The organism is Escherichia sp. E4736 (assembly GCF_005781225.1).
Classification (GTDB): Bacteria; Pseudomonadota; Gammaproteobacteria; order Enterobacterales; family Enterobacteriaceae; genus Escherichia.
Map to the genome: position 1 here is coordinate 40,666 of NZ_VATT01000004.1, position 13,149 is coordinate 53,814.

The 13,149-nt window shown below is 52.7% G+C and carries 15 protein-coding genes; 3 read left to right on the forward strand and 12 right to left on the reverse strand.

All coding sequences use genetic code 11. The features are described 5' to 3' along the window. The first annotated feature begins 72 nt into the window (after window positions 1–72). Together mutS and pphB are read left to right on the forward strand one after the other, a co-directional pair. On the forward strand, window positions 73–2,634 hold the full coding sequence (gene mutS / locus FEK46_RS02940) for a DNA mismatch repair protein MutS (RefSeq protein ID WP_130207648.1): 2,562 nt from the start codon (window positions 73–75) through the stop codon (window positions 2,632–2,634). Window positions 2,635–2,739: 105 nt separating this feature from the next. After that, window positions 2,740–3,396 (forward strand): protein-serine/threonine phosphatase, encoded by a 657-nt coding sequence (gene pphB / locus FEK46_RS02945; protein WP_135559289.1) that lies wholly within the window; start codon window positions 2,740–2,742, stop codon window positions 3,394–3,396. A 40-nt stretch (window positions 3,397–3,436) separates the two neighbouring features. On the opposite strand, the gene FEK46_RS02950 is transcribed toward pphB, so the two are convergent. From FEK46_RS02950 to FEK46_RS02960, 3 genes are read right to left on the reverse strand one after another with little or no spacing between them, the layout of a single operon-like run. Continuing rightward, window positions 3,437–3,673: a non-oxidative hydroxyarylic acid decarboxylases subunit D gene (locus FEK46_RS02950; protein WP_130207652.1), complete on the reverse strand. Its 237-nt coding sequence runs from the start codon at window positions 3,671–3,673 to the stop codon at window positions 3,437–3,439. A gap of 10 nt (window positions 3,674–3,683) precedes the next feature. Next, the gene (locus tag FEK46_RS02955) at window positions 3,684–5,105 is read right to left on the reverse strand and encodes a non-oxidative hydroxyarylic acid decarboxylases subunit C (RefSeq protein WP_135559288.1); all 1,422 of its coding nucleotides are present in this window, start codon (window positions 5,103–5,105) and stop codon (window positions 3,684–3,686) included. After that, window positions 5,105–5,698, reverse strand: coding sequence for a non-oxidative hydroxyarylic acid decarboxylases subunit B (locus FEK46_RS02960; protein ID WP_135559287.1), 594 nt, complete (start codon window positions 5,696–5,698; stop codon window positions 5,105–5,107). The genes FEK46_RS02955 and FEK46_RS02960 overlap by 1 nt, the downstream gene beginning before the upstream one ends. A gap of 146 nt (window positions 5,699–5,844) precedes the next feature. Here FEK46_RS02960 and FEK46_RS02965 point away from each other — a divergent pair, with 146 nt between their 5' ends. Then, a complete protein-coding gene (locus FEK46_RS02965; protein ID WP_130207658.1) occupies window positions 5,845–6,252 on the forward strand; it encodes a MarR family transcriptional regulator in 408 nt (135 codons plus the stop codon). Between the two features lie 99 nt (window positions 6,253–6,351). Here FEK46_RS02965 and rpoS read toward each other — a convergent pair whose 3' ends face one another. The 9 genes from rpoS to FEK46_RS03010 form a co-directional block, all read right to left on the reverse strand. Then, a complete protein-coding gene (rpoS, locus tag FEK46_RS02970; protein WP_000081550.1) occupies window positions 6,352–7,344 on the reverse strand; it encodes an RNA polymerase sigma factor RpoS in 993 nt (330 codons plus the stop codon). Window positions 7,345–7,406: 62 nt separating this feature from the next. Further along, on the reverse strand, window positions 7,407–8,495 hold the full coding sequence (nlpD, locus tag FEK46_RS02975) for a murein hydrolase activator NlpD (protein ID WP_240725533.1): 1,089 nt from the start codon (window positions 8,493–8,495) through the stop codon (window positions 7,407–7,409). A 193-nt stretch (window positions 8,496–8,688) separates the two neighbouring features. After that, window positions 8,689–9,315, reverse strand: coding sequence for a protein-L-isoaspartate O-methyltransferase (gene pcm / locus FEK46_RS02980; protein WP_000254703.1), 627 nt, complete (start codon window positions 9,313–9,315; stop codon window positions 8,689–8,691). Then, a complete protein-coding gene (gene surE / locus FEK46_RS02985) occupies window positions 9,309–10,070 on the reverse strand; it encodes a 5'/3'-nucleotidase SurE (RefSeq protein WP_001516955.1) in 762 nt (253 codons plus the stop codon). Before surE ends, pcm begins: the two co-directional genes overlap by 7 nt. Beyond that, window positions 10,051–11,100: a tRNA pseudouridine(13) synthase TruD gene (gene truD, locus FEK46_RS02990; RefSeq protein ID WP_135559286.1), complete on the reverse strand. Its 1,050-nt coding sequence runs from the start codon at window positions 11,098–11,100 to the stop codon at window positions 10,051–10,053. The genes surE and truD overlap by 20 nt, the downstream gene beginning before the upstream one ends. Then, the gene (gene ispF, locus FEK46_RS02995) at window positions 11,097–11,576 is read right to left on the reverse strand and encodes a 2-C-methyl-D-erythritol 2,4-cyclodiphosphate synthase (protein ID WP_135559285.1); all 480 of its coding nucleotides are present in this window, start codon (window positions 11,574–11,576) and stop codon (window positions 11,097–11,099) included. Before ispF ends, truD begins: the two co-directional genes overlap by 4 nt. Continuing rightward, the gene (ispD, locus tag FEK46_RS03000; RefSeq protein WP_130207661.1) at window positions 11,576–12,286 is read right to left on the reverse strand and encodes a 2-C-methyl-D-erythritol 4-phosphate cytidylyltransferase; all 711 of its coding nucleotides are present in this window, start codon (window positions 12,284–12,286) and stop codon (window positions 11,576–11,578) included. Before ispD ends, ispF begins: the two co-directional genes overlap by 1 nt. Before the next feature lie 18 nt (window positions 12,287–12,304). Continuing rightward, window positions 12,305–12,616 (reverse strand): cell division protein FtsB, encoded by a 312-nt coding sequence (gene ftsB / locus FEK46_RS03005; protein WP_000517476.1) that lies wholly within the window; start codon window positions 12,614–12,616, stop codon window positions 12,305–12,307. Window positions 12,617–12,809: 193 nt separating this feature from the next. Next, complete coding sequence (locus FEK46_RS03010; protein WP_135559284.1) at window positions 12,810–13,133, reverse strand: DUF3561 family protein; 324 nt, start codon at window positions 13,131–13,133, stop codon at window positions 12,810–12,812. Window positions 13,134–13,149 lie beyond the last annotated feature (16 nt).

Sequence of the window (13,149 nt, forward strand, 5' to 3'; positions counted from 1 at the left end):
CGCCTTATGTGATTACAACGAAAATAAAAACCATCACACTACATTTAACATCAGGGAACCGGATCTAATTCCATGAGTGTAATAGAAAATTTCGACGCCCATACGCCTATGATGCAGCAGTATCTCAAGCTGAAAGCCCAGCATCCTGAGATCCTGCTGTTCTACCGGATGGGTGACTTTTACGAGCTATTTTATGACGACGCAAAACGGGCGTCGCAGCTGCTGGATATTTCGCTGACCAAACGCGGCGCGTCTGCGGGCGAGCCGATCCCGATGGCGGGTATCCCATACCATGCAGTGGAAAACTATCTCGCCAAACTGGTGAATCAGGGCGAGTCCGTCGCTATATGCGAACAGATTGGCGATCCTGCAACCAGCAAAGGGCCGGTTGAGCGCAAGGTTGTCCGTATCGTCACGCCGGGGACTATCAGTGATGAAGCCCTGTTGCAAGAGCGCCAGGATAACCTGCTGGCGGCTATCTGGCAGGACAGCAAAGGTTTTGGCTATGCGACGCTGGATATCAGCTCCGGGCGTTTTCGTCTGAGCGAACCGGCTGACCGCGAAACGATGGCGGCAGAGCTGCAACGCACCAATCCGGCAGAGCTGCTGTATGCAGAAGATTTCGCCGAGATGTCGCTGATTGAAGGTCGTCGCGGCCTGCGTCGTCGCCCGCTGTGGGAGTTTGAAATCGACACCGCGCGCCAGCAGTTGAACCTGCAATTTGGCACTCGTGATCTGATTGGTTTCGGTGTAGAGAATGCACCACGCGGGCTTTGTGCTGCCGGTTGCCTGTTGCAGTATGCGAAAGATACCCAACGTACGACTCTGCCGCATATTCGTTCTATCACCATGGAACGTGAGCAGGACAGCATCATTATGGATGCCGCGACGCGCCGTAATCTGGAAATTACCCAGAACCTGGCGGGCGGTGCGGAAAATACTCTGGCTTCTGTGCTTGATTGCACCGTCACGCCGATGGGTAGCCGTATGCTGAAACGCTGGCTGCATATGCCAGTGCGCGATACCCGCGTGTTACTAGAGCGCCAGCAAACTATTGGCGCATTGCAGGATTTTACCGCTGAGTTACAGCCTGTGCTGCGTCAGGTGGGCGACCTGGAGCGTATTCTGGCACGTCTGGCGTTGCGTACCGCTCGCCCGCGCGATCTGGCTCGTATGCGCCACGCCTTCCAGCAACTGCCGGAACTGCGCGCGCAGTTAGAAACTGTCGATAGTGCACCGGTGCAGGCGCTACGTGAGAAGATGGGCGAGTTTGCCGAGCTGCGCGATCTGCTGGAGCGCGCAATCATCGACACGCCGCCGGTCTTGGTACGCGACGGTGGTGTTATCGCACCAGGCTATAACGAAGAACTGGATGAGTGGCGGGCGCTGGCTGACGGCGCGACCGATTATCTGGAGCGTCTGGAAATCCGCGAGCGTGAACGTACCGGCCTGGACACGCTGAAAGTCGGCTTTAACGCGGTTCATGGTTATTACATTCAGATCAGCCGTGGGCAAAGCCATCTGGCGCCAATCAACTATATGCGCCGCCAGACGCTGAAAAACGCTGAACGTTACATTATTCCAGAGCTGAAAGAGTACGAAGACAAAGTCCTCACTTCAAAAGGCAAAGCACTGGCACTGGAAAAACAGCTTTATGAAGAGTTGTTCGACCTGCTGTTGCCGCATCTGGAAGCGCTGCAACAGAGCGCGAGCGCGCTGGCAGAACTCGACGTGCTGGTGAACCTGGCAGAACGGGCCTATACCCTGAACTACACCTGCCCGACCTTTATTGATAAACCTGGCATTCGCATTACCGAAGGCCGCCATCCGGTGGTTGAACAGGTACTGAATGAGCCGTTTATCGCTAACCCGCTGAACCTGTCGCCACAGCGTCGCATGTTAATCATTACTGGCCCGAATATGGGCGGTAAAAGTACCTATATGCGCCAGACCGCACTGATTGCGCTGATGGCCTATATCGGCAGCTATGTACCGGCACAAAAAGTCGAGATTGGCCCGATTGACCGTATCTTTACCCGTGTGGGCGCGGCGGACGATCTGGCATCCGGGCGTTCAACCTTTATGGTGGAGATGACCGAAACCGCTAATATTCTGCATAACGCCACCGAGTACAGTCTGGTGTTGATGGATGAGATTGGACGCGGGACGTCCACTTACGATGGTCTGTCACTGGCATGGGCGTGCGCGGAAAATCTGGCGAATAAGATTAAGGCATTGACGCTGTTTGCCACCCACTACTTCGAGCTGACTCAACTACCGGAGAAAATGGAAGGCGTCGCCAACGTGCATCTCGATGCACTGGAGCACGGCGACACCATCGCCTTTATGCACAGCGTGCAGGACGGCGCGGCGAGCAAAAGCTACGGCCTGGCGGTTGCTGCGCTGGCAGGCGTGCCGAAAGAGGTGATCAAACGCGCGCGGCAAAAACTGCGCGAGCTGGAAAGCATTTCACCGAATGCCGCCGCTACGCAGGTGGATGGTACGCAAATGTCTTTGCTATCAGTACCAGAAGAAACTTCGCCTGCGGTCGAAGCTCTGGAAAATCTCGATCCAGATTCACTCACCCCGCGTCAGGCGTTAGAGTGGATTTATCGGTTGAAAAGTTTGGTGTAAAAATAATTCCCGATAGTCTTTTGCTATCGGGAATATTAACGACAACTGACAAATCAAATAAAAATACCCTGTATAATAGTAGATATTATTTTACAGGGTAAAACTATGCCATCTACTCGCTATCAAAAAATTGATGCTCATCACTATCGCCATATATGGGCCGTTGGTGATATTCATGGGAATTATCAGTTATTACAATCCCGTTTACATCAATTATCTTTTTGCACTGAAACAGACTTACTTATTTCCGTCGGCGATAACATTGATCGTGGGCCGGAGAGTCTTAATGTGCTGCGCCTGTTAAACCAGCCCTGGTTTACCACCGTAAAAGGCAACCACGAAGCGATGGCGCTTGATGCGTTCGCTACAGGTGATGGTAATATGTGGTTAGCCAGCGGCGGTGACTGGTTTTTCGATTTAAATGATACGGAACAACAAGAGGCAATAGACCTGTTACTGAAATTCCATCACCTTCCGCATATTATTGAAATTACCAACGACATAATAAAATATGTCATCGCACATGCAGATTATCCGGGGAATGAATATCTCTTTGACAAAGAAATAGCGGAAAGCGAATTACTCTGGCCTGTTGATCGTGTGCAGAAATCGCTTAATGGCGAGTTAGAAGAAATAAACGGCGCTGACTATTTTATATTTGGACATGTGATGTTTGATAACATTCAGACGTTCGCTAACCAGATTTACATTGATACCGGATCGCCGAAAAGCGGACGCCTGTCGTTTTATAAAATTAAATAACGTAGCCGGGTAAAGTAAATCCTCTACCCGGCATTTTTTATTAACGCTTATCTGTCGCCAGCAGCGGCGGAATGCTCGGCACCATCGGCGCGTCATCAATATCTTTTTGCGTCATACGAAACGCTTCCGGGTAATGTTCGCGGCTGGTGCGACGTAGCGGTTCGGTATCGCGCCAGGTATAAAGGCAATGCTGGCACTGGTAGACCGTCCAGACATCTTTCACCGGCGATTTCGCCATCACTTCAATCTGTTCATCGGCACAACGTGGACAAATCATCTTGTTCTCCTTATTTACGTGCGGCCAGCATAGCGGTCAGTTTTTCAGCCCAGGCTTTAGTTTCCGGTAAATCCACCACCGGCTGGCTGTAGTGACCACGGTTGTCCGGGGCGACAGGCGTGGTGGCGTCGATAATCAGCTTGTCGGTGATCCCCGCCGGACTTGAGCCTGGGTCGAGTTCCAGCACTGACATATTTGGCAACTGCACCAGGTCGCCCGCCGGGTTCACTTTCGACGAGAGCGCCCACATCACCTGCGGCAGGTTGAACGGATCAACGTCTTCATCGACCATAATCACCATCTTCACGTAGCCCAGACCGTGCGGCGTGGTCATCGCACGCAGGCCCACCGCGCGGGCAAAGCCGCCGTAGCGTTTTTTGGTGGAGATAATCGCCAGCAGGCCGTGGGTGTACATGGCGTTTACCGCCTGCACTTCCGGGAACTCGGCTTTCAGTTGTTGATACAGCGGTACGCAGGTGGCTGGCCCCATCAGGTAGTCGATTTCGGTCCACGGCATGCCGAGGTACAGCGATTCGAAAATCGGCCTGGTGCGGTAAGAGACTTTATCGATGCGCACCACGGTCATGTTACGCCCGCCGGAGTAGTGTCCGGTAAACTCACCGAACGGCCCTTCGATTTCGCGTTTACGGCTTTCGATGACCCCTTCGAGGATCACTTCTGAACCCCACGGCACATCAAAACCGGTCAGCGGGGCGGTGGCGATCGGGTACGGGCTTTCACGCAGCGCGCCTGCCATTTCATACTCAGACTGATCGTATTTCAGCGGCGTGGCCCCCATCAGCGTGATGATCGGATCGTTACCGAGCGTGATGGCTATCGGCAGATCTTCACCGCGCTCTTCTGCTTTATGTAGATGCAGGGCGATATCGTGCATCGGCACCGGTTGCAGGCCGAGCTTTCGCTTGCCCTTCACTTCCATGCGGTAGATGCCGACGTTCTGCTTGCCGAAGTTAACCGGGTCGAGCGGATCGCGGGAAACCACGCACGCTTTGTCGAGATAGAAATCGCCATCGTTTAAACGAAACAGCGGCAGGATATCGAACAGGTTGATCTCGTCGCCATCAACGGTATTCTGCGCCCAGGCTGGATTGGCGCGGCGCTCCGGGGCAATCGGGAAGTTATCCCAGCGGCGGATAAACTCATCAATCTGCTTTTTGACCGGCGTATTTGGCGGTAGGCCGAGGGAAATCGCGTGGTTCTGCCAGGACCCGATGGTGTTCATCGCCACACGCGCATCGGTAAAACCACGAATATTATCAAACCACAGCGCGGGTGCGCCGTCGCCGATACGCCCGGTGGCGTTGGCAGCAGCGGCCAGATCTGGCTCAGCGTTAACCTCTTCACTGATTTTCAGCAATTGCCCCTGGTCGTCAAGTGCCTGTAAAAAGCTGCGTAAATCATCAAAAGCCATTATTCATTCTCCAGAGAAAAACTCCCGGACTGCGGCAATCCTTGCCAGCGCCTGGCTTGAGGATGTTCGAGGCTAAACTGATCCATCACGCGGGCAACCACGTGGTGGACAATGTCATCTACCGTTTCGGGATGGTTATAGAAGGCAGGCATGGGCGGTATCATCGCCACGCCCATACGGGAAAGCGCGAGCATATTTTCAAGGTGGATAGTACTGAGCGGCATTTCACGCGGCACCAGCACCAGCTTGCGCCCTTCTTTGAGAACAACATCAGCTGCGCGCCCCACCAGCCCATCGGCATAGCCAGCACGAATACCAGCCAGCGTCTTCATGCTGCACGGAATAACGATCATGCCATCGGTACGAAAGGAACCTGAGGAGATAGTCGCCGCCTGATCCGCCGGGTTATGGCAATAGTCTGCCAGGGCCGCGACATCGTGGACGCTGTAGGGCGTTTCCAGTTCAATGGTGGTTTTCGCCCACTTCGACATCACAAGATGTGTTTCAACACCGGGCATCTTCTTTAGTGCTTGCAGTAATGCCACACCAAGAGGCGCACCTGTAGCCCCAGTCATCCCGACGATCAGTCTCATTTTTTATTCCCTTAATTGTTCGCACACGAACGTTATTATTAACATACCCTTCTATTCACGTAGCGGCAAGTGCAGAAAAGTAACAACATCTTCTTCGTCACTAAAAAACCGCTATGATAACGGCAGAGAATTAGCCCGGAGTTTACATGGCGTTACGAAATAAAGCGTTCCATCAGTTACGACAGCTTTTTCAGCAGCACACGTCTCGCTGGCAGCATGAGTTACCTGATCTGACCAAACCGCAGTATGCGGTGATGCGCGCTATTGCTGAACACCCCGGTATAGAGCAGGTTGCGCTGATAGAAGCAGCTGTCAGCACGAAGGCAACGCTGGCGGAAATGTTGGCAAGAATGGAAAATCGTGGCCTGGTCAGACGAGAGCATGACACCATCGATAAGCGGCGTCGCTTTGTCTGGCTGACTGCCGAAGGAGAAAAGGTACTTGCGGCAGCTATCCCCATTGGTGACGGCGTGGATGAAGAATTTTTGGGGCGTTTGAGTAGAGATGAGCAAGAGCTGTTTATGCAGCTGGTGCGAAAAATGATGAACACATAACGCTGTCGCATCTTATCCAGGCGACAAAACACACCAACTCCCTATACAAAAGAAAAAGGCCAGCCTCATATGAGACTGGCCTTTCTGACAGATGCTTGCTTATTCGCGGAACAGCGCTTCGATATTCAGCCCCTGAGTCTGCAAAATCTCACGCAGACGGCGCAGGCCTTCAACCTGAATCTGGCGAACACGTTCACGGGTGAGGCCAATTTCACGACCTACATCTTCCAGTGTTGCCGCTTCGTACCCCAGCAAACCGAATCGACGTGCCAGCACTTCACGCTGCTTGGCGTTCAGTTCGAACAGCCATTTGACGATGCTTTGTTTCATATCGTCATCTTGCGTGGTGTCTTCCGGACCGTTCTCTTTTTCATCGGCCAGGATATCCAGCAACGCTTTTTCGGAATCACCACCCAATGGGGTGTCTACCGAGGTAATGCGCTCGTTAAGACGAAGCATACGGCTGACGTCATCAACTGGCTTATCCAGTTGCTCTGCGATCTCTTCCGCACTCGGTTCGTGGTCCAGCTTATGGGACAACTCACGTGCGGTTCGCAGGTAAACGTTCAGCTCCTTTACGATGTGAATCGGCAAACGAATAGTACGGGTTTGGTTCATGATGGCCCGTTCGATCGTCTGGCGAATCCACCAGGTTGCGTAAGTTGAGAAGCGGAAACCACGTTCCGGGTCAAACTTCTCAACCGCGCGGATCAGCCCCAGGTTGCCCTCTTCGATAAGGTCCAGCAGCGCCAGACCACGATTGCCATAACGGCGGGCAATTTTTACCACCAGACGCAAGTTACTCTCGATCATCCGGCGGCGAGAGGCGACATCACCACGCAGTGCGCGACGCGCAAAATAAACTTCTTCTTCGGCCGTTAACAGTGGCGAATAACCAATCTCACCAAGATAAAGCTGAGTCGCGTCCAGCACACGCTGTGTTGCGCCCTGCGATAACAGCTCCTCTTCGGCCAAATCGTTATCACTGGGTTCCTCTTCAACTAAGGCCTTTTCGTCAAAAACCTCAACTCCATTCTCATCAAATTCCGCGTCTTCATTTAAATCATGAACTTTCAGCGTATTCTGACTCATAAGGTGGCTCCTACCCGTGATCCCTTGACGGAACATTCAAGCAAAAGCCTGGTTCCGCCGATTTATCGCTGCGGCAAATAACGCAGCGGGTTTACGGATTTCCCCTTGTAACGAATTTCAAAATGCAAGCGTGTTGAACTGGTTCCGGTGCTACCCATGGTCGCTATTTTTTGCCCCGCCTTAACTTCTTGTTGTTCCCGGACCAGCATTGTGTCGTTATGGGCGTAGGCACTCAGGTAATCATCATTATGTTTGATGATAATCAGATTACCGTAGCCGCGCAGCGCATTACCGGCATAAACAACGCGGCCATCTGCGGTCGCGATAATTGCCTGTCCTTTGCTACCTGCGATATCAATCCCCTTGTTGCCTCCCTCAGAAGCGCCAAAGGTTTCAATCACTTTGCCCTCAGTCGGCCAGCGCCAGGTGGAGATCGGCGTACTGGTTGTTGTACTGCTGACAGTTGGCTCGGTTGTGCTTGCTGTTGGTACCGTTACAGGCGCTGTGACCGTGGTCGCAGTTGGCTTGTTGTTCGGCAACATTTTGTTAGCACTCTGTTCACCCGAAGATTCAGAATACGTAATTGTCGGTTGCGACGCAACAGCAACGGTGGAATTTTGTGCAGGCTTGATCACAACTCCTTGCTCTGCTGCGTCGGCCTGGGTAATGGCATTTCCGCCAGTGATTGGCGTACCGGAAGCATTCCCCACCTGTAAGGTCTGACCTACGTTCAGAGCGTAAGGCGCCTGAATATTGTTGCGTTGGGCAAGGTCACGGAAATCGTTGCCGGTAATCCAGGCGATATAGAAAAGCGTGTCGCCTTTTTTCACGGTGTAAGTACTGCCGCTATAACTGCCTTTCGGAATATTTCCGTACTGACGGTTATAGACGATGCGTCCGTTTTCCATTTGCACCGGTTGCTGGGCAACAGGCTGTACCGGTTGGATTTGCGGCTGTTGAGCCGATTGAATTTGTGGCTGTTGTACCGGCTGAATTTGCGGTTGCTGCGTTGTAGACGTCGTCCCCATTTTCGGTGGCGGCGTAATCAACATACCAGAATTGGTATTTGCAGGTGCATTGCCATTGACGGAGCTGACAGGTGCCGGTGGATTTGAAGTGTCAGAACAGCCAGCCAACCATAGCGAAACCAGTGACAAAGCCGCAATACGGCGAACGGTGAATTTTGGGCTTCCCGCGCTCATTTATCCCCCAGGAAAAAAATTGGTTAATAACCAGTGACATAATTACCGTGCAAGGCACTCTACTGAACACTGGAAAAGATGTTCACGATACGCTGACCTGCTGCAAAATAACCAGGAAAATTCCAGGTATTTTCCTCACGCGCTAAGCCAGCTCCCCCTTTACTAAGGGAACAAAGCGCACAGCCTCCACGGTGTCGATAATAAATTCGCCTCCCCGACGACGCACCCGCTTTAAATACTGGTGCTCTTCCCCTACGGGTAAGACGAGAATGCCGCCTTCGTCCAGTTGCGTCATTAACGCTGTCGGAATTTCTGGCGGTGCAGCCGTTACAATGATAGCGTCAAACGGCGCACGTGCTTGCCAACCTTGCCATCCATCGCCGTGACGGGTTGAAACATTGTGTAAATCAAGATTTTTCAGACGCCTGCGCGCCTGCCACTGCAACCCTTTAATCCGCTCGACCGAGCATACATGCTGGACAAGATGTGCCAGAATTGCTGTTTGATATCCTGAACCAGTGCCGATCTCCAGCACTCGCGACTGCGGCGTCAGTTCAAGTAATTCAGTCATTCGCGCCACCATATACGGCTGCGAAATTGTCTGCCCCTGACCTATCGGCAATGCGATATTGTCCCAGGCTTTTTGTTCAAACGCTTCATCGATGAATTTTTCACGCGGCACGGCAGCAAGTGCATTAAGCACCTGCTCATCCTGAATACCTTGCGCACGTAATTGATCCAGAAGTGCTTGTACGCGTCTGCTTACCATTGCGTGCCAACTCCCACGCTGTTTAACCAGTCTGAAACCACATCTTGCGCGTTGTGCGCGGTTAAATCCACATGCAGCGGCGTGATGGAGACGTAGCCTTCATCTACCGCAGCAAAATCGGTCCCCGGACCGGCATCACACTTACCGCCCGGCGGGCCAATCCAGTACAGCGTATTACCGCGCGGATCCTGCTGCGGAATCACTTGATCTGCCGGATGTCGTGTACCGCAGCGAGTCACGCGGATACCTTTAATCTGATCCAGCGGTAAATCAGGTACGTTGATATTGAGAATACGTCCGGTACGCAGCGGCTCTTTACACAGTGCACGCAAAATGGAACAGGTGACCGCTGCAGCAGTGTCGTAATGTTTATGCCCGTCAAGTGAAACGGCCAGTGCCGGAAAGCCTAAATGACGGCCTTCCATCGCGGCGGCTACCGTGCCGGAATAAATAACATCATCACCCAGATTCGGCCCGGCGTTAATACCCGAAACCACAATATCCGGGCGCGGACGCATCAGAGCATTCACGCCAAGATAGACACAATCGGTCGGGGTTCCCATTTGCACGGCGATATCACCATTTTCAAAGGTAAACGTGCGCAGGGAGGATTCCAGCGTTAGAGAATTTGAAGCGCCGCTGCGATTACGATCGGGGGCGACCACCTGAACGTCAGCAAACTCACGCAGAGCTTTCGCCAGCGTTTGTATACCGGGTGCATGTACCCCGTCATCATTACTCAGCAATATGCGCATAATCACCTGTTGTGTTGATAAGTTCCCTGACAACGCTGGTTGCAAAGCTTCCTGCCGGAAGCCAGAAACGGATTTCGACGGTGACGTCATCCCACCAGTTCCAGCTTAATTGTTGCGGATATAACAGCATCGCTCTGCGCGCCGCCTCAACTTTTTCGCGCAGCAGTAAGGCTTGTAATTCCGTTTCTTCGGCGACAGCTGCTTGTTCGAATGCCAGCGCCTCACGCTGGGCTCCCCATTCGCCGCTACCCGGCATTGCAGCGGTAATTAACAGCTCTTTATCGTTCACGCGACGCTGTAATTCCGCCAGTTCTTCATTCGTGGCAACAAACCAGCTGCCGCGCCCGGCTAATTGTAGCGCATCACCGTCAACAACCTGATTAACTTCTGCTTTTTTGAGACGCTCAGCAACAATCTGATTAAACAACGCACTACGAGCTGCCGACAACCAAAAACTACGCTTATTGCGATCGCGCACCGGAGTATTGGTTTGCGCCCAGCGCAACGCCCCCTGCAAGTTACTACCGCCAATACCAAAACGTTGCGCGCCAAAGTAATTCGGTACACCTTTCACGCAAATATCGATCAGTCGCTGTTCAACGTCATCACGATTGCTCACTTCTCGCAGCACCAGGGTAAAAGCGTTGCCTTTCAGCGCACCTAAACGCAGTTTGCGCTTGTGGCGTGCATACTCCAGCACCTGGCAGCCTTCCAGTTGAAACGCACTTAGATCAGGCATCTCTTTGCCCGGTACCCGAGCGCATAACCACTGTTCCGTAACGGCGTGTTTGTCTTTCTGCCCGGCGAAACTGACTTCGCGAGCATGAATTTTCAGGAATTTCGCCAGTGCGTCGGCCACAAAACGGGTATTGCAGCCGTTTTTGAGGATCCGCACCAGGATATGCTCACCTTCACCATCAGGCTCAAAGCCTAAATCTTCCACCACTACAAAATCTTCCGGGTTAGCTTTCAGCAGCCCGGTTCCTTGCGGTTTGCCGTGGAGGTAAGTGAGATTATCAAATTCAATCATTTTGTTGCCTTAATGAGTAGCGCCACCGCTTCACAGGCAATCCCTTCCCCACGTCCGGTAAATCCGAGTTTTTCCGTAGTAGTGGCTTTCACGTTAACATCATCCATATGGCAGCCGAGATCTTCGGCAATAAACACGCGCATTTGTGGAATATGTGGCAGCATCTTCGGTGCCTGAGCGATGATAGTGACATCGACGTTGCCGAGGGTATAGCCCTTCGCCTGAATGCGTCGCCAGGCTTCGCGTAGCAGCTCGCGGCTGTCAGCGCCTTTAAATGCCGGATCGGTATCCGGGAATAGCTTGCCGATATCCCCCAGCGCCGCTGCACCAAGTAATGCATCGGTCAGCGCGTGCAGCGCCACGTCGCCATCAGAATGTGCCAGCAGCCCTTTTTCATAAGGGATGCGCACGCCACCAATGATAATTGGGCCTTCGCTGCCAAAGGCGTGAACATCAAAACCGTGTCCAATTCGCATTATGTATTCTCCTGATGGATGGTTCGGGTGAGGTAAAACTCGGCAAGCGCCAAATCTTCCGGGCGCGTGACTTTAATGTTATCCGCTCGGCCTTCGACAAGCTGTGGATGAAAACCGCAGTATTCCAGCGCTGAGGCTTCGTCAGTAATGGTAGCGCCTTCATTTAAAGCGCGTGTCAGGCAGTCATGTAACAGCTCACGAGGGAAAAATTGCGGCGTAAGCGCGTGCCATAAGCCGTTGCGATCAACGGTGTGAGCAATGGCATTTTTGCCTGGCTCGGCGCGTTTCATCGTATCGCGCACCGGCGCGGCGAGGATCCCTCCCGTGCGGCTGGTTTCGCTCAACGCCAACAGGCGCGCGAGGTCATCCTGATGCAGACAAGGGCGAGCGGCGTCATGCACTAACACCCACTGCGCATCGCCAGCGGCATTCAGACCTGCCAGCACGGAATTAGCACGCTCTTCACCACCAGCAACAACGGTGATTTGCGGATGATTCGCCAGAGGAAGTTGAGCAAAGCGGTTATCGCCAGGGCTTATTGCAATGACGACACGCGTCACCCGGGGATGCGCCAGCAGCGCATGCACCGAGTGTTCAAGAATGGTTTTATTACCGATTGAGAGATATTGCTTAGGACATTCCGTTTGCATTCGGCGGCCAAATCCGGCCGCCGGAACCACGGCGCAAACATCCAAATGAGTGGTTGCCATGTTAATTCCTGGGCTGATTTATCGATTGTTTTGCCCCGCAGACTGCGCGCGCTTCGACGCGTCAGGCACCAGACGATAAAAAGTTTCGCCCGGCCTGGTCATGCTGAGTTCATTACGCGCACGCTCTTCAAGCGCCTCCTGGCCGCCATTGAGATCGTCAATTTCGGCAAAAAGCTGATCGTTTCGCGCTTTAAGTTTCGCGTTTGTAGCTTGCTGTGCCGCCACATCATCATTGACGCGGGTATAGTCATGTATACCGTTCTTACCGAACCACAGCGAATACTGTAGCCAGACCAGAATAGCCAGCAACAGCAGCGTTAGTTTACCCATCCTGCCCCCTGAAAAACGGCATCCTCATCCCATGCATCCGAAGACGACTCTACATCCTCTGTTGGGGATACCGCGACAACGCGGGCAAATGTACCACATTTGTCCACTGTTACGTATACCCAGGGCGCGCAGAACATAATCTCATTATTGGTTACGGTTTGAATTATGGACAGAATGAACAGGAAAGAACAGATTAGCCCAACAACCACATAAACAGTGCACCAAACATAATGCCAACGGTGATAAAAGTGAAAACAATACTGTAGCGTAATTTCCCGTCCATCAAGGAATGCAGCGCAATACCTACCACCACCGCAACAGGCATCAGCGCCAGAAAGAAAGGCCAGGTGTAGATAAAGAAAAACAGCGTGTTAGAGCCATAAATCAACATCGGAATCGCCAGTGCACACAGCCAGGACACAAAACCGACCACGGCCCCTGGTAGCGACCATGTGGTTTCTTCATCCTCGGTAAGGCTATCATTATTTGTTAGTGTAATGTTATGGCTATTACGCATATCAGATCCTGTTACT